This is a genomic window from Hymenobacter piscis (assembly GCF_018760735.1).
GTDB lineage: Bacteria > Bacteroidota > Bacteroidia > Cytophagales > Hymenobacteraceae > Hymenobacter > Hymenobacter piscis.
Genome location: NZ_JAHHZN010000003.1, coordinates 222,310 through 238,147, shown reverse-complemented (window position 1 = coordinate 238,147; position 15,838 = coordinate 222,310). Strand labels below are relative to the sequence as shown.

The 15,838-nt window shown below is 64.1% G+C and carries 12 protein-coding genes; 7 read left to right on the top strand and 5 right to left on the bottom strand.

The window, feature by feature from the left end:
* Positions 1-48 precede the first annotated feature (48 nt).
* The 3 genes from KLP40_RS04905 to acs all read left to right on the top strand — a co-directional run bounded on the left by KLP40_RS04905 (position 49) and on the right by acs (position 4,842).
* On the top strand, positions 49-426 hold the full coding sequence (locus KLP40_RS04905; RefSeq protein WP_215592588.1) for a response regulator transcription factor: 378 nt from the start codon (positions 49-51) through the stop codon (positions 424-426).
* A 27-nt stretch (positions 427-453) separates the two neighbouring features.
* On the top strand, positions 454-2,751 hold the full coding sequence (locus KLP40_RS04900; protein ID WP_215592587.1) for an AMP-binding protein: 2,298 nt from the start codon (positions 454-456) through the stop codon (positions 2,749-2,751).
* A gap of 165 nt (positions 2,752-2,916) precedes the next feature.
* The gene (gene acs / locus KLP40_RS04895; RefSeq protein ID WP_215592585.1) at positions 2,917-4,842 is read left to right on the top strand and encodes an acetate--CoA ligase; all 1,926 of its coding nucleotides are present in this window, start codon (positions 2,917-2,919) and stop codon (positions 4,840-4,842) included.
* Between the two features lie 82 nt (positions 4,843-4,924).
* Here the strand turns inward: acs and KLP40_RS04890 are convergent, their stop codons facing one another.
* The 3 genes from KLP40_RS04890 to fahA form a co-directional block, all read right to left on the bottom strand.
* The gene (locus KLP40_RS04890; RefSeq protein ID WP_215592584.1) at positions 4,925-5,473 is read right to left on the bottom strand and encodes a hypothetical protein; all 549 of its coding nucleotides are present in this window, start codon (positions 5,471-5,473) and stop codon (positions 4,925-4,927) included.
* A 12-nt stretch (positions 5,474-5,485) separates the two neighbouring features.
* Positions 5,486-6,640: a zinc-dependent alcohol dehydrogenase gene (locus KLP40_RS04885; protein ID WP_215592583.1), complete on the bottom strand. Its 1,155-nt coding sequence runs from the start codon at positions 6,638-6,640 to the stop codon at positions 5,486-5,488.
* Between the two features lie 279 nt (positions 6,641-6,919).
* A complete protein-coding gene (gene fahA, locus KLP40_RS04880) occupies positions 6,920-8,209 on the bottom strand; it encodes a fumarylacetoacetase (RefSeq protein ID WP_215592582.1) in 1,290 nt (429 codons plus the stop codon).
* Between the two features lie 204 nt (positions 8,210-8,413).
* On the opposite strand from fahA, the gene KLP40_RS04875 reads away from it, so the two are divergent.
* A complete protein-coding gene (locus KLP40_RS04875; protein ID WP_215592581.1) occupies positions 8,414-8,863 on the top strand; it encodes a carboxypeptidase-like regulatory domain-containing protein in 450 nt (149 codons plus the stop codon).
* A gap of 104 nt (positions 8,864-8,967) precedes the next feature.
* On the opposite strand, the gene KLP40_RS04870 is transcribed toward KLP40_RS04875, so the two are convergent.
* Positions 8,968-9,303, bottom strand: coding sequence for a NifU family protein (locus tag KLP40_RS04870; RefSeq protein WP_215592580.1), 336 nt, complete (start codon positions 9,301-9,303; stop codon positions 8,968-8,970).
* 263 nt (positions 9,304-9,566) lie between these two features.
* Positions 9,567-10,670: an Mrp/NBP35 family ATP-binding protein gene (locus KLP40_RS04865; protein ID WP_215592578.1), complete on the bottom strand. Its 1,104-nt coding sequence runs from the start codon at positions 10,668-10,670 to the stop codon at positions 9,567-9,569.
* Positions 10,671-10,872: 202 nt separating this feature from the next.
* Between KLP40_RS04865 and KLP40_RS04860 the strand changes: the two genes are divergently transcribed.
* The 3 genes from KLP40_RS04860 to dnaG all read left to right on the top strand — a co-directional run bounded on the left by KLP40_RS04860 (position 10,873) and on the right by dnaG (position 15,775).
* The gene (locus tag KLP40_RS04860; protein WP_215592576.1) at positions 10,873-12,126 is read left to right on the top strand and encodes a hypothetical protein; all 1,254 of its coding nucleotides are present in this window, start codon (positions 10,873-10,875) and stop codon (positions 12,124-12,126) included.
* A gap of 299 nt (positions 12,127-12,425) precedes the next feature.
* The gene (locus tag KLP40_RS04855; RefSeq protein WP_215592574.1) at positions 12,426-13,439 is read left to right on the top strand and encodes an LLM class flavin-dependent oxidoreductase; all 1,014 of its coding nucleotides are present in this window, start codon (positions 12,426-12,428) and stop codon (positions 13,437-13,439) included.
* Positions 13,440-13,693: 254 nt separating this feature from the next.
* The gene (gene dnaG, locus KLP40_RS04850) at positions 13,694-15,775 is read left to right on the top strand and encodes a DNA primase (RefSeq protein ID WP_215592572.1); all 2,082 of its coding nucleotides are present in this window, start codon (positions 13,694-13,696) and stop codon (positions 15,773-15,775) included.
* Positions 15,776-15,838 lie beyond the last annotated feature (63 nt).

Genomic DNA, 15,838 nt, shown 5'->3' with positions numbered 1-15,838 from the left:
GCCGGTAAGCCGGCACTGGAACGGCCTGGTTTCTTTTTGCTACTACTCATGGAGCCTCCCCACATTCTCATTGTCGATGACGAGCCGAACATCGTCATGTCCCTGGAATTTCTCATGCGCAAGGCCGGCTACCGGGTCAGCATTGCCCGCAACGGCACCGAGGCCCTGGAAGCCGTGGACCAGACGGCCTTCGACGTGGTCATTCTCGATATTATGATGCCCGACGTGGATGGCTACCAGGTGTGCCGCCACCTGCGCCAGCGCCCCGATCGTGCCGGCTCGCGCGTTATTTTCCTTTCGGCCAAAAGCCGGGAGGCCGATATTGAGAAAGGCTACGAAGCCGGGGCCGACCTCTACGTGCCCAAGCCCTTCAGCACCCGCCAGCTCATGCAGCAGGTGCAGCAGCTGCTGCCGCCCTCCGCCTGATTCCTCCCCGCCAACCCTTTCCCGCCCATGTCGCAGCCCACCTACGCCCTCGAGTACGCCGCCAGCCTCCACGACCCCGATCAGTTCTGGGCCGAGCAGGCCGCCCACCTGGCTTGGCACTGCGCCCCGCCCCGGCCCGTGCTCAGCCAGGACCCCGCCACGGGCTTTTACCGCTGGTTTCGGGGCGGGCAGCTCAATACCAGCTGGCTCTGCCTCGACTACCACGTGCAGCAGGGCCGCGCCGGGCAGGTAGCCCTCATCTACGATTCGCCCGTGACCGGCACCGTGCGCCGCTACACCTACCGGGAGCTGCTGGACCTGACCGCCCGCTTCGCCGGGGGCCTGCGGGACCTGGGCGTGGGGCGCGGCGACCGGGTGATTCTCTACCTGCCCAATATGCCCGAGGCGGTGGTGGCCATGCTGGCCTGCGCCCGCCTGGGCGCGGTGCACTCGGTGGTATTCGGGGGCTTCGCGCCGCCCGAGCTGGCCGTGCGCATCGATGATGCCCGGCCCCGGGTGATTATCTGCGCTTCGGCCGGGCTGGAGTTTGACCGGGTGATTCCCTACCTGCCCCTGGTGGAAGCCGCCATCGGCCTGGCCCGGCACCCGCCGGCCCACGTAGTCGTCTGCCAGCGCGACTTCTGCCCGGCTACGCTGCCCGCCGACCCGGCCGGGGAGGTTTCTGAAGCCTCCGTGGCCGCTGACCCGGCCCCGGAGCCTCCAGACCGAACCACGACGGCCGCAAATCGGGCCTCAGAAGAACAAAGCCGGACCTCAGAGGAACAAAGCCGGACCTCAGAGGAACAAAGCCGGACCTCAGAGGAACAAAGCCGGACCTCAGAGGAACAAAATCGGACCTCGGGAGAACAAAAAGATGCTTCTGAAGAACCAAGCCGGGCCTCGGAGGAACAAAACCAAGCCTCGATGCACCAAAGCCGGGCCTCGGAGGAACAAAGTCGGGCCTCAACACACCAAAGCCGGGCCTCGGAACACCAAACAGGGGCCTCCGGACACCAGGCCGGGGCGGCCGGGCGAACCTACCGGGCGGTGGACTTCGGCCAGCTGCTGAGGGCGGCGCCCGCCGATGCCGTGCCGCTCGACGCCACGCATCCGCTCTACATTCTCTATACCAGCGGCACCACCGGGCGGCCAAAAGGCGTCGTGCGCGAGCATGGCGGCCACGCCGTGGCCCTGCGCTACAGCATGGGCGCCGTGTATGGCATACAGCCCGGCGAAACGTTCTGGGCCGCCTCCGATATCGGGTGGGCCGTGGGCCACAGCTACATCGTGTACGGGCCCTTGCTGCTGGGCGGCACCACCGTGCTGTTCGAGGGCAAGCCCGTGCGCACCCCCGATGCGGGCACGTTCTGGCGCGTGGTGGCCGAGCACGACGTGCGGGTGCTGTTCACGGCGCCCACCGCCATCCGCGCCATCAAGAAGGAAGACCCCACCGGCGAGCTGGCCCGCCGCTACCACCTGAACCGCCTGCGCTACCTGTTTCTGGCCGGAGAACGGTGCGACCCCGCCACCTACGACTGGGCCGGTCAGCTACTGGGCGTGCCCGTGGTGGATCACTGGTGGCAGACGGAATCGGGCTGGCCCATGCTGGCCACGCTGGTGGGCTACCCCGATATGCCTCCGCCCCGGGCCGGGGCGGCCGGCCACCCCGTGCCGGGCTACCGGGTGGAAGTGCTCGATGAGGCCGGCCAGCCCGTGCCGGCCGGCACCACCGGCCTGGTGGCCGTGCGCCTGCCGCTGCCGCCCGGCTGCCTGCCCACCCTCTGGCACGACGACGAGCGGTTTCGCAGCAACTACCTCGACGCCTTCCCCGGCTACTACCTCAGCGGCGACGGCGGCTACCAGGATGCCGAGGGCTACTGCTATATCATGGGCCGCATCGACGACGTAATTAACGTGGCCGGCCACCGCCTGAGCACCGGCGAGATGGAGGAAATCCTGGCCGCCCACCCGGCCGTGGCCGAGTGCGCCGTGCTGGGCCTGGCCGATGCCCTGCGCGGGCAGGTGCCGGTGGGTCTGGTGGTGCTTAAGGATGGACTGCAGCCCGCCGAAGACGTGCTGGAGCAGGAGCTGGTGCAGCTCATGCGCCAGCGCATCGGGGCGGTGGCCAGCTTCCGGCAGGCGGCCGTGGTGGCGCGCCTGCCCAAGACGCGCTCGGGTAAAATTCTGCGCAAAACCCTGCGCCAGCTGGCCGACGGCGAGCCTTTCCCCGTACCTTCCACCATCGACGACCCCGCCATCCTCGATGAAATCCGCCTCGTGCTGGCCCGGCGCGGGATCGGGAACCTTCCGGCTTCCGGCTCCTGACCGGCAGCGCTCAGCCAGGAGCGGAAGGCGCCCGTTTCGGATTCAAGGACCACTTCTTTACTCTCTTTCTCCCACTGCTGTCTGGCTGCCGGGTCTTAAGCGTCGGTTTTCGAGCACGAAAGCGGACGGCCAGTAGCCGGCAGCACACAACTAACCCTTCATCTTATGTCTACCCCCAACCCCCAACACGCCCGCATCCGCAGTCTGGAAGGTTACCACGAGGCCTACCACCTGAGCATCCACCATCCCGCCGAATTCTGGGCCGCCGTGGCCGAGCCCTTCACCTGGCGCCGTAAGTGGGACACGGTGGTGGACTCGGACATGGCCGCCGGCCGCAACGAGTGGTTCGCCGGGGCCCGCCTCAACATCACCGAGAACTGCCTCGACCGCCACCTGGCCACCCGCGGCAACAAGCTGGCCCTGATCTGGGAGCCCAACGACCCCAAGGAGCGCCACCTGCGCCTGACTTACCGGGAGCTCTACCAGCACGTGTGCCAGTTTGCCAACGTGCTCATGAACAACGGCGTGGAGAAGGGCGACCGGGTTTGCCTCTACATGCCCATGATTCCGGAGCTGGCCATTGCCGTGCTGGCCTGCGCCCGCATCGGGGCGGTGCACTCCGTGATTTTTGCCGGCTTCTCGGCCACTGCCATTGCCGACCGCGTGAACGACGCCCAGGCCTCCCTGGTCATTACGGCCGACGGCCTCAACCGTGGCACCAAGCAGATTCCGGTGAAGCGCGTGGTGGATGAGGCCCTCGAAACCTGCCCCTCGGTGCGCAAAGTGGTGGTGGTGGAGCACCTGGGCTGGCCCGTGCAGATGGATCCGGAGCGCGACGTGTGGTATCACGAGGAAACCGATAATGCGGCCAAGACCTGCCCGGCCGAGGAGATGAAGGCCGAGGATCCGCTCTTCATTCTCTATACCTCGGGCAGCACCGGCAAGCCCAAGGGCGTGGTGCACAGCACCGCCGGCTACATGGTGTGGGCCGATTACACCTTCCGCAACGTGTTTCAGGTGGAGGAGAACGACGTGTACTGGTGTACCGCCGATATCGGCTGGGTCACGGGGCACAGCTACCTGCTCTACGGCCCGCTGCTGGCCGGCTCCACCTCCCTCATGTTCGAGGGCATTCCAACCTACCCCGACGCCGGGCGCTTCTGGGAGGTGATTGACAAGCACTCGGTGAGCATCTTCTACACCGCGCCCACCGCCATCCGCTCCCTCATGGCCGAGCCCCTCGACAACGTGCTCAGCTACTCCCTCGACTCGCTGCGGGTGCTGGGCTCGGTGGGCGAGCCCATCAACGCGGAGGCCTGGCACTGGTACAACGAGCACGTGGGCAAGGGCCGCTGCCCCATCGTGGATACCTGGTGGCAGACCGAAACCGGGGGCATCATGATTTCGGCCCTGGCCGGCATCACGCCCTCGGTGCCGGCCCGCGCCGGTCTGCCGCTGCCGGGCGTGCTGCCCGTGCTGCTCAACCAGGACGGCTCCGAAATCGAGGGCAACGACCAGGAGGGCTACCTGGCCATCAAGCAGAGCTGGCCGGGCATGATCCGGACCACGTACGGCGACCACGACCGGGCCGTGCAGACTTATTTCGCGCCCTACCCGGGCTACTACTTCACCGGCGACGGCGCCCGCCGCGACGAAAACGGCCTTTACCGCATCATCGGCCGCGTCGACGACGTGATTAACGTGAGCGGGCACCGCTTCGGGACGGCCGAAATCGAAAATGCCATCAACGAGAACCCCAACGTGGTGGAGTCGGCCGTGGTGGGCTTCCCCCACGACGTGAAGGGCCAGGGTATCTACGCCTACGTCATCTGCCGCGAGGGCGCCTGCCGTAACGAGGCCGACATGCCCCGGGTGGAGGCCAGCATTATCGAGACGGTGGTGGCGGAAATCGGTAAAATCGCCCGCCCCGACAAGATTCAGCTGGTTTCGGGCCTGCCCAAGACGCGCTCCGGCAAAATCATGCGCCGCATCCTGCGCAAAGTGGCCGAGGGCGAAACCGGCAACCTCGGCGACACAACTACTTTGCTCGACCCGGCCGTGGTGGACGAAATCATCCGGGGCGCGAAGTAAAGCAGCTGGCCCGGCCCGTAAAAAAGCCCCTCTGCCAGGTCGGCGGAGGGGCTTTTGCGTATTCAGATCGGGGCAGGACGGGTCAGAACCGGCTCAGGTAGTTGCGGCCCTTGGGCTTGTACGCTTCCTGTTTCTTACGGCTGCTGGACAGCCACACCACCAGGCCCGCCGTCACGGCCCCAATGGCTGCCATTTTGGTGACGAATGCAGTGCGGTTGTGCTTCCACTCCATGTCGTAGCCCTTCTCGGCCCAGATGTTGGGCAACTGGCCGTGGAACAGGTCCGTGACGACGCCTTCCACTACGTCCACCCGGTCGGCCAGCACCAGGGGCAGCCAGTGTTTGTACTGGTTTTCGCTGTAGCGGAAGGCCACGCGCCGAATCGCGCCACTCAGGCCGCTGGGCGGGGCGGGCGTCCCGAACACCGCCGACACGTTCGGCCGCTCAATCGACTTGAGTACCTCCGTGTTAACGGGCTGCAGGTTGTCGGGCCGGTTGTTGGGCTGCGGGTCTTCGCCTACGTTCATGCGGTGGCGCATGGGGTAGGTGGGGTCGTTCTTAGGATCGGCATCGATGCCCCAGCCTTTAATGGTCTTCGGGTCGATGGGGGTATTGAGGGCGGTATCTTTCATAGGAAGGCGAGGTTACTGGTTGGCGGTAGGGGGCAGGAGCACGGTTTTGATGCAGTTATCCAGCTTGGCGGAGAACATGCGGTAACCATCGGCCACTTCTTCCAGCGGCAAACGGTGCGTAATCAGGCCCTTGGGGTCGAGTATGCCGTTTTGCACGTGGTCGATCAGGCGCGGCAGCAGGCGTTTCACCGACGTCTGGTTGCCCCGGATGGTGAGGCCCTTGTTCATCATGTTGCCGATGGGCACCAGGTTGTCGGTGGGGCCGTACACGCCCACAATCGACACCACGCCGCCCTTTTTTACGGCATTGATGGCCCAGTGCAGGGCCGTGGCCGAACCGGCCTGCAACAGCAGCTTGCGGCCGGTGATGGTCTGCAACGCGTTGCCGGCGGCTTCAGCACCCACGGCGTCAATTACGCAGTCGGCCCCCATCCAGTCGGTTATTTTCTTGATGAACATCACCGGGTCGCCGACTTCCTCGAAATTGTAGGCTTCGCAGTAGGAATAATTACGCGCAAAATCGAGGCGGTATTCCTCCTTATCGATGATGATAACCCGGCCCGCCCCGAAAAGCCAGGCACAGCGGGCGGCCACAATGCCGATGGGGCCGGCGCCGAAGACCACGACCGTATCGCCGGGCTGAATGCCGGCCATTTCGGCCCCCTGGTACCCGGTGGGTATCACGTCGGTCAGCATCACGGCATCGTCCAGGTCCATATCGGTCGGAATGATAACCGGGCCCACGTTGGCGTAGGGCACGCGGGCGTATTCGGCCTGGCCGCCGTTGAAGCCGCCGGCCGTGTGCGAGTAGCCGTAGATGCCGCCAATAGCCCCCGACTCGGTGTTGGATTCCTGGCAGTTGCCGTACATCTGCTGCCGGCAGAAGTGGCATTCGCCGCAGGCAATGTTGAAGGGGACGATAACCCGGTCGCCCACTTTTACTTTCGTAACGTCGGCGCCAACTTCCACTATTTCGCCCACAAACTCGTGGCCGAAGGTGGAGCCGACGCGGGTGTCGGGCACATTGCCGTTGTAGAGGTGAAGGTCGGAACCGCAGATGCAGGCGCGCAGAACGCGCACAATGGCATCCTGGGGGTGTTTGATTTCCGGCATGGGTTTCTGCACGGCGCGGACCCGCTTGGGGCCCCGATAATCCATTGCTAACATAGAAATTCTGGAAAAGAGAACAGAGGAAAGGAAGCGGCGTCGGGGTTCCGGGGGAGCGAAAAGGCAGGCTCGGTCCCGGCCCGGACCCCTGTTCTTACTGAGCCCCGTGCCCCAGGGTTGTTACGGTGGCGCTTGAAAACGCGGGAAATCGGGGGCGGGGCGGGGCTTTACACGGGCAGCGGCGCCGCCCCACCGCTACCAGGGAGCGGGGGGCGGCGCCGCTGCGGTAGGGCATTGCCGAAAGAAACAACAGGGGGCGGGCGGGTGCCCGGAACGGGTTTACCAGGACAGGGGAGGAGCCGGCAGTACCTTGCCCGTCACCTCGCCGAAACCGATGCGCAGGCCGTCTTTTTCGCAGTAGCCGCGCATGGTCACGGTGTCGCCATCGAGCAGGAACTTGCGCTCCGAGCCGTCGGCCAGGGGCAGGGGGCGGGTGCCGCGCCAGGCCAGCTCCAGCATGGAGCCCAGCGAGTCGGGGGTGGCGCCCGAGATGGTGCCCGAGGCGTACAGGTCGCCCACCTGCAGGTTGCAGCCGTTGGAGGCCTGGTGGGTGAGCTGCTGGGCCATGCTCCAGTACATGAGCCCGAAGTTGGAGCGCGAAATGGTGGTGGCGGGGCCGTTTTCGGGCTGCAGGTCTACTTCCAGGTGCACATCGAAGTTGTGCTGATCCAGCTGGCGCAGGTACAGCAGCGGCTCCGGCTCCTGCACTGGCCCGGCCACCCGGAACGGCTCCAGCGCATCCAGCGTCACCACCCACGCCGACATGCTGCTGCCGAAGCTCTTGCCCAGGAACGGCCCCAGCGGCACGTACTCCCAGCTCTGAATGTCTCGCGCGCTCCAGTCGTTGAACAGCACCAGCCCGAAGATGTGGTCCTCGGCGTGCTGAATCGGCACGGTGTCGCCGAGCTGGGTGCTTTGGCCCACAATGAAGCCCACTTCCAGCTCGAAATCCAGCTGCTGCGAGGGGCCGAAGGTGGGGGCGGCGGCATCGGGGGCCTTGCGCTGGCCGTTGGGCCGGCGGATATCGGTGCCGCTCACCACGATGCTGCTGGCCCGGCCGTGGTAGCCGATGGGAATGTGGCGCCAGTTGGGCAGCAGGGCGTTGGCCGGGTCGCGGAACATGATGCCCACGTTGGTGGCGTGCTCGATGCTACTGTAGAAATCGGTGTAGTTGTGGGGCTTCACGGGGCGCAGCATCCGCACCTCGGTCTGGCGCAGCAGGCACTCACGCATCACCTCATCCGAGCGGAGCGCGGTGCTGTCGTGGCGCAGCAGCTCCGAGACGCGCTGGCGCACGGCCCGCCACGCCGGCCGGCCTAAGGCAATAAACTGGTTGAGCGAGCGGCGGCGGAACACCTTGGGCATCTTCGCGCCCAGCTCCAGGTCCTCGAAAAAGCCGAACTGGGCCACGGCGTACAGATCCAGCACGTACTCGCCAATGGCTACGCCCAGCCTTGGGCCGCGTTCCTCCGTCTCGAACACGCCAAACGGCAGGTTCTGAATGGGAAAGTCGCTGCCGGGGGCAATATCAATCCAGGAGTGCAGGGAAGGGTCGTTGGGGTTAGCCATGCGGGCGGGGTGGTTGATGGTAGGAGCGGCAAAGGTAACGGGGCCGGCGGAATGCGGATGGCGGGGTGGAATCCTACGAAGCCGCTATCTTGTGTCGTCGCTCCTGCTGCGTATTGCCGCAACTGGCTCGGAAGTGTTCCTTTGAATCAGAGACAGTATGTCAAGTATTCTAATTGTGTTTTGGGATTGTAACGCGTCGTTTATATGAGACTGTTTGTACTGTTGCCGCTGTTTCTAATTATTTCAAGCCTGAAAGTTTTTGGACAGAATAGAGTCATTCAAGGGAGAGTGGTTTCTGAGCATCTGGAAACATTGCCAATGGTGAGTATTGCTAATCACAGAAATGAATCAATCGGCAAAACTGATATGGATGGCCGATTTAAAATTGCTGTTTCGCAAGGAGTGGATAGTCTGTTGTTTAGCTTTATCGGTATGGAATGGGCTGAAATCAAGTTGAAGCAAGATTGTGATGTTGTTGAAGTTGTAATGATGTATGACATGACATATTGCTTTTACAGCCTAAGAAAGGTCGATAGGCTTCGTAAGAGAAGATTTGAAAAGTTATCTGCTGTTCATGCTGACGCTTTGAAGAAAGGTCTGTTCGAGCAGACTACTATTTGTTACGACAGAGAATTTGAAAGCTTTAAACCATAATCTAGTGATGGCCATAAATAATTAAAAAGTCTCAAATACCACAGCGCCCCGCCCCAACCGGAAACCGGCAGGAGCGGGGCGCTACTGTATGTAACGTAAGAAGCTTAGAACTGCGGAGTGGGTACCGGCGCGGGCGACTGGGGGTGGCCGGTCTGGCCGGCGGGCTGGGCCGACATAGGCGTGAGGTTGATGGCCTCCACGGCGCGGATTTCGGGCACGGCCTTCTTCACCGATTCCTCCACGCCGGCTTTCAGCGTCATCGGCGACATGGGGCAGGTGCCGCAGGCGCCGAGCAGCTCCAGGCGCAGCACCATGTCGTCGGTGATTTCCAGCACGCGCACGTTGCCTCCGTCGGCGGCCAGGTAGGGCCGGATGGTATCCAGGGCCTGTTCGATGCGGGGCAGGAGCGGATGGGTTTCCACGGTGGGCGATACGGTCATAACGGGGATTTCACGGGTTTTACGCTGGGTGGGCGGCAAAGTGCCCGCCAGCGTCGGCAATACGAAAGCAAAGGTAGAACATTCGCCCGACGCTACGGTAAACCGGCCGGAGCGGGGAGAAGTTCAGGGGTTGGTAGCTATATAGAACGTCATGCTGAGCTTGTCGAAGCATCTCGCGTGCTGATGTTGGATTACTTTGGCAACGTCAGCACGCGAGATGCTTCGACAAGCTCAGCATGACGTTCTAGGTGCCGTTCAGCCAATTACGACTTCATCTCCACGATGTTGGTTTTCGGGGCTACGGCGTTGCGGATGCTCACCTGGCGGGCCAGCTCCTCGGCCAGCTGGGCGAAGACCTCGGCGGCCGGCGTGCCGTCCTGCAGGATGGCGGGCGTGCCCTGGTCGCCGTTTTCGCGGATGCTCTGCACCAGCGGAATCTGGCCCAGCAGCGGCACCTCGTGCTTGGCCGCCAGCCCTACGCCGCCGCCTTCACCGAAGATGAAGTATTTGTTGTCGGGCAGTTCGGCGGGCGTAAACCAGGCCATGTTCTCCACAATGCCCAGCACCGGCACGTTGATTTGCGGCAGGCGGAACATCTGCAGGCCCTTTTCGGCGTCGGCCAGGGCTACTTTCTGGGGCGTGGTCACGATGAGCGAGCCGGTGACGGGCACCGTCTGCACCATGGTCAGGTGGATGTCGGAGGTTCCGGGGGGCATGTCGAGGAGCAGGTAGTCCAGCTCGCCCCAGTCCACTTCCGTGATGAACTGCTTGAGGGCCGAGGAAGCCATCGGGCCGCGCCACACAATGGCCGACTCGGCCGGGGCCAGGAAGCCGATGCTCATCAGCTTCACGCCGTGGGCCACTACCGGCTGGATGAGGTTTTTGCCGTCCTCGCCCTGGAATACGTGGGGGCGAGCGTCCATCACGCCAAACATCAGCGGCATGCTGGGGCCGCTGATATCGGCGTCCACGAGGCCCACTTTGGCGCCGGTTTTGGCCAGCGCAATGGCCAGGTTGGCCGTGACGGTGCTTTTGCCCACGCCGCCCTTGCCCGAGGCAATGGCAATGATGTTCTTCACGCCGGGCAGCAGGTCGCGGTTCTGGCGCATGGTGGTCACGCGCGAGGTCATCACAATCACCACCTCGGCGTCCTTGTCCACCATGGTGTGGATGGCCCGCTCGCAGGCGTCGTGGATGAGCTGTTTGAGGGGGCAGGCGGGCGTGGTGAGCACCACCGTGAACGACACGCGGCGGCCCTCAATCTGCACGTCCTCAATCATGTTGAGCGTCACGAGGTCCTTGCCCAGGTCGGGCTCCTCCACGTAGCTCAGGGCCTTGAGAACGGCTTCTTTGGTAATAGTTGCCATGGGATATAGTCAGCGAAGAAAGTGCGGATGCAAAGCGCAAAGATAACCCGGAAACCGGGGCGGCGGTTGCGGGGCCTGGTTTCCATAGCGCGTCCAGCTGGCCATCCGCAACTGCGGGCCGGATTTGGCCGCGCGCAATCCCCCGCTATCTTCGTGGCTTCTCTTAATATCCGCTTTATTAGTCATGTATTCTTCCCTGCGTATGCCGCTTCGCTTGCACGTTACCACCCGCCGTTTGCGCCTGGCCGCCGGCTTTGCTCTGATCAGCCTGTTCAACCTGCAGGCTCAGGCCCAGGACAGCACGCTCACCCGTCTCACCCACCAACACCAGTTGGCGCTGGAGCAACAGGGCACCCAGTTTTCCGGCCCGGGCTGGGATAAGCTGCGGCAGGACATCGAGAAAAGCCAGGTGGTGCTGGTGGGCGAAGACCACGGCATGGCCCAGATTCCGCAGTTCACCCAGGCCGTAGCCCAGGTGCTCCGGCCGAAGGTCTTCGTGGCCGAAATTGATAAATACCAGGCCCGCGACCTGACGCGGCTGGCCGCCCAGCCCGGCCTGCCCGTGGCCGTTGAGCGGCAGTATCCAATGGGACTTTCCTTCTACAGCTGGGCCGAGGAGTTTGAGCTGGCCCGGGCGCTGCGGGCCCAGAACACGGCCCTTGTGGGGCTGGAGCAGGTGGGATTTTTCGCGCCGGGCCGCTTCTACGCGCTGCTGGCTGAAAAAACCAAAAACAAGCAGTCGGCGGCGTACCTGCGGCAGCGGGGCGCGGCCTACCAGGCCCACAATCGGGCCGTAATGGGCACCGACCCTGGCCAGCTGATGGTGTACCGCCACACGCCGGCCACCCTGGATAGCCTCACGGCCCTGGCCCGCCAGGAAAGTCCGGAAGTGCAGCGCATGGTGCAGGAGTATATTACCAGCGTTCATATCAACCAGACCGCTATTCAGCCCAAAACCGGTTTCCAGAGCCACCAGGACCGCGTGAACCTGATGCGCCGCAACCTGCTGGCCGAGCTGCCCGCCTACCAGCAGCCGGGCCAGCCGCTGCCCAAAATGCTTTTCAAGTTCGGGGCCGGCCACATGGGGCGCGGGGCCAGCTTTACGGGCGGCGTGTACGACGTGGGCAACCTGGCCCTGAACCTGGCCGAAATGCAGGACCAAAAGTCGCTGCATATCTTCATCATCGGCAAGCAGGGCACCCAGACCAGCGGCTTCAACTTGCAGGATTTCAGTAAGAACGTGGCCACGTATTCCAACGCTGACACCGACATGGTCCGGCCCTTTGTGGCCGCCACGCCGGCCGGCGCGGCCTGGCAGGTGTTCGACGTGCGCCCTCTGCGCCGCGCCCTGCTCCGCGACCAGCTGAAAGTCAGCAGTTCCGAGCTGCTGACGACCATTATGAACTACGATTACGTGGTCATCATCCCCGAAACCACCGCCAGCCACAATATCTAGCCCCGGCACCAGTAGCGCGAACTTTGTAGTTCGCGTCCCCGCGCCGCTCTGGAGGTTGTCGTTCTGGGACGCGAACTACAAAGTTCACGCTACTGCCGTTCTGAGCCGCTGAACGGTGTAGAGACGCGACACTTCGCGTCTCGTCGTTGCTGACGTTGTTTAGTCGGCGCGGCCCCGGTCGTTCAACGACGCGACGCGAAGTGTCGCGTCTCTACATCGTTCAGCGAACCACCAGTTGTCCGTTGCTAAGCAGGCCGTAGCTTTAGCCCTGACAACGGACAACTAGCAATTCCTCCCTCATGCAGCTTGGTATCGATAGCTTCGCCGCGGCCCCCACGGGTGGCACCGCCTCCGACAACGCCATAGCCCTGGGCCAGCTCCTGGAGCGCATCGAGCGGGCCGACCAGGTGGGCCTGGATTTCTTCGGCATCGGCGAGCATCACCGCCGCGAGTTCCTCGATTCGGCGCCGGCCGTGATTCTGGGCGCGGCGGCCGCCCGCACCAGCCGTATCCGGTTGGGCAGCGCCGTGGCCGTGCTCAGCGCCGCCGATCCGGTGCGGGTGTTCCAGCAGTTTTCTACGTTGGATCTGCTCAGCCACGGTCGGGCCGAGCTGGTGGTGGGCCGCGGCTCCTTCACCGAAGCCTTCCCGCTCTTCGGCCTGAACCTGCACGACTACGACGCCCTGTTCGAGGAAAAGCTGGCGTTGCTGCTCCAGATCCGCGACCAGGAGCAGGTGAGCTGGTCGGGGCGGTTCCGGCCGGCCCTGACGGGGCAGGCCGTGTACCCGCGGCCCATGCAGGCGCAGCTGCCCATCTGGCGCGGCGTCGGCGGTACGCCCGAGTCGTTTGTGCGGGCCGGGGCCATGGGGCTGCCGCTGATGGTCGCCATCATTGGGGGCGAAACCCACCGTTTCCGGCCGTTGGTTGATTTGTACCGGGAGGCAGGCCGGAAGGCCGGTTTTGCGCCCGAGCAGCTGCAGGTGGGCCTGCATTCCCTGGGCTACGTGGCCGAAACATCTGAACAGGCCGTGGCCGACTACTACCCCGGCTACGCCCGCACGTTCACCCGCATTGGGCGGGAGCGGGGCTGGCCGCCCGTCACGCCCGGCCACTTCGAGGCCCAGCGCGGCCCGCGCGGCGCGCTGCTGGTCGGCAACCCCGAGGAAGTGGCCGCCAAGATTCTGCGCCACGCCGAGTCGCTGGGCGGCGTGAGCCGCGTCACGTTCCAGATGGACAACGCCGACCTGGCCCCCGAAAAGCTACTCCGCGCCATCGAGCTGCTGGGCGAGCGGGTGAAGCCGCTGCTGGGATAAGGGGGGGGAGTGGTTTAGGAACACAAACTGAACGTCATGCTGAGCTTGCCGAAGCATCTCGCGTGCTGACGTTACTTCACTAGCCCAGGGTTTAAACCCTGGGCTACGGAGCGGTTGCCGTTCTATTTGGCAACATCAGCACGCGAGATGCTTCGGCAAGCTCAGCATGACGTTCTTTCACCCTACCACTTCGCGGCGGTTCCTGCCTACCTTTGTAGTTCTGTTCCGCTGCTACCCCTGTTGCCCGCACCGCCTTGGCCCGTATCCCCAAAGAAACCGTCGACCAGATTATCCACCACGCCGACATTGTGGAGGTGGTGGGCGACTTCGTGAGCCTCAAGCGCAAGGGCCAGAATATGTGGGCCTGCTGCCCATTTCACCACGAAAAGTCGCCGAGCTTCTCGGTGGCCCCGGCCAAGGGCCTGTACAAGTGCTTCGGCTGCGGCAAGGCCGGCGGGGTGGTGCAGTTCATCATGGACATCGAGGGCACCAGCTACGTGGAGGCCCTGAAGTACCTGGCCAAAAAGTACGGCATCGACGTTCAGGAAGAGGAAAAGACGCCCGAGCAGCAGCTGGCCCAGAACGAAAAAGACTCCCAGTTCATCGTCTCGAACTGGGCCAAGGACCACTACCATAAGCTGCTGCAGGACAACGAGGAAGGGCAGAGCATCGGCTGGAGCTACCTCCGGCAGCGCGGCCTCAACCAGGCCACCATCAAAACCTTCGAGCTGGGCTACTCCCTGGATCAGTGGGACGATTTGCTGAAATCGGCCACGGCGGCGGGCTTCGAGCTGAAGTACCTGGAGAAAACCGGCCTCGTGGTGCGCCGCGAAGACGACCAGGGCCAGGACACCGGCCGCCGCTACGACCGGTTCCGGGGCCGGGTGATGTTCCCGATTCACAACATCTCGGGCCGCGTCATCGGCTTCGGGGCGCGCACGCTCAAGCCCAACGACAAGACCGCCAAGTACCTCAACTCGCCCGAGTCGGAGATTTACCACAAGTCGGATGTGCTCTACGGCCTCTACCAGGCCCGCCAGCCCATCCGCTCGGAGGAGCTGTGCTACCTGGTGGAAGGCTACCTCGATGTGCTGAGTCTGCACCAGGGCGGCATCAAGAACGTGGTGGCCTCGTCGGGTACCTCGCTTACCGACGGCCAGATCCGCCTCATCAAGCGCTACACCGACAACGTGACGGTGCTCTACGACGGCGACGCGGCCGGCATCCGGGCCTCGCTGCGCGGCATCGATATGCTGCTGGAAGGCGGCCTGAACGTGCGCGTGGTGCTCTTCCCCGACGGCGACGACCCCGACAGCTACATCCGCAAAGTGGGCGACCAGCGCTTCAAGGAGCACCTGGACGGCGCCAGCCAGGACTTCATCCAGTTCAAAACTGACCTGGTAAGCCGCGAGGCGGCCCACGACCCGGTAAAGAAGGCCGAGGCCATCCGGGAGGTGCTCCAGAGCATTGCCAAGGTGCCCGACCCCATCAAGCGGCAGGTGTTTTTGCAGCAGACTTCCCAGGCCTTCGGCATCGACGAGCAGGTGCTCATTACGGAGTACAACAAGCTGGTGCGCAACGCCACCAGCAAGGCCCCCGGCGGCCAGGGCAGCACCAGCACGAGTAGCAGCAGCAGTGGGAGCGGGGCCAGCTACCCGAACAAAGCCAACAACCAGCAACCAGCAACCAACAACCAGCTCAGCCCCGAAGAAGAGGCCGAAGCCCTGATGTACGGGGCCTCGCCGGAGGACCTGATGGGCGGCGGCGGCGACCTGGGCACCATCAGCCGCGAGGACCTGGAGCCCGTGCCCGACGTGGTGGAGCAGTGCGAGCGGGAGGTGGTGCGCCTGCTGCTGCTCTACTCGGCCCAGCCCCTCACCCCCGATCTGGCCGTGGCCCAGTACCTGCTCGAGCAGCTCGACGAGACGCCCTTCAAAACCGGCATCTACGCCGACATGCTGCACCTGTGCCGCCAGGAGCTGGAGCAGGGCCGCTGGCCCGAGGTGCGCACCCTCATCCAGCACGGCCGCTCCGATATCCGCAGCGTGGTGGCCGAGCTGGCCACCGAAAAATACGAGCTCAGCCCCAACTGGACCACCCACCAGATTCACGTGCCCCGGGAGGTGGATCAGCTCCAGATTGCCTGCGACAACGCCATTCTGCGCCTCAACAAAGTGAACGTGGAGCGCGAGCTGGCCGTCCGCCTCGAAGCCCTGCGCCACCCCGCCGACGAGGCCACGCTCATGGAAAATCTGCAAACCATTCACCTGCTCAAGCAGATGGACAACCAGCTGGCCAACATGCTGGGCACCGTCATCCCCCGCCTGGGGTTGTAGCCGCCCCGTGCCCGCCGTCCGCGGCCTTGCCAATCCGCCCGAACGTGGCGACCTTGCGCAGTG

What these genes read in the sequence shown, in the direction of transcription:
- KLP40_RS04885 (WP_215592583.1), bottom strand. Translation starts at nt 6,640, where the DNA reads ATGTTAGCAATGGATTATCGGGGCCCCAAGCGGGTCCGCGCCGTGCAG.
- fahA (WP_215592582.1), bottom strand. Translation starts at nt 8,209, where the DNA reads ATGGCTAACCCCAACGACCCTTCCCTGCACTCCTGGATTGATATTGCC.
- acs (WP_215592585.1), top strand. Translation starts at nt 2,917, where the DNA reads ATGTCTACCCCCAACCCCCAACACGCCCGCATCCGCAGTCTGGAAGGT.
- KLP40_RS04900 (WP_215592587.1), top strand. Translation starts at nt 454, where the DNA reads ATGTCGCAGCCCACCTACGCCCTCGAGTACGCCGCCAGCCTCCACGAC.
- KLP40_RS04890 (WP_215592584.1), bottom strand. Translation starts at nt 5,473, where the DNA reads ATGAAAGATACCGCCCTCAATACCCCCATCGACCCGAAGACCATTAAA.
- KLP40_RS04860 (WP_215592576.1), top strand. Translation starts at nt 10,873, where the DNA reads ATGCCGCTTCGCTTGCACGTTACCACCCGCCGTTTGCGCCTGGCCGCC.
- KLP40_RS04855 (WP_215592574.1), top strand. Translation starts at nt 12,426, where the DNA reads ATGCAGCTTGGTATCGATAGCTTCGCCGCGGCCCCCACGGGTGGCACC.
- KLP40_RS04865 (WP_215592578.1), bottom strand. Translation starts at nt 10,670, where the DNA reads ATGGCAACTATTACCAAAGAAGCCGTTCTCAAGGCCCTGAGCTACGTG.
- KLP40_RS04905 (WP_215592588.1), top strand. Translation starts at nt 49, where the DNA reads ATGGAGCCTCCCCACATTCTCATTGTCGATGACGAGCCGAACATCGTC.
- KLP40_RS04875 (WP_215592581.1), top strand. Translation starts at nt 8,414, where the DNA reads ATGAGACTGTTTGTACTGTTGCCGCTGTTTCTAATTATTTCAAGCCTG.
- KLP40_RS04870 (WP_215592580.1), bottom strand. Translation starts at nt 9,303, where the DNA reads ATGACCGTATCGCCCACCGTGGAAACCCATCCGCTCCTGCCCCGCATC.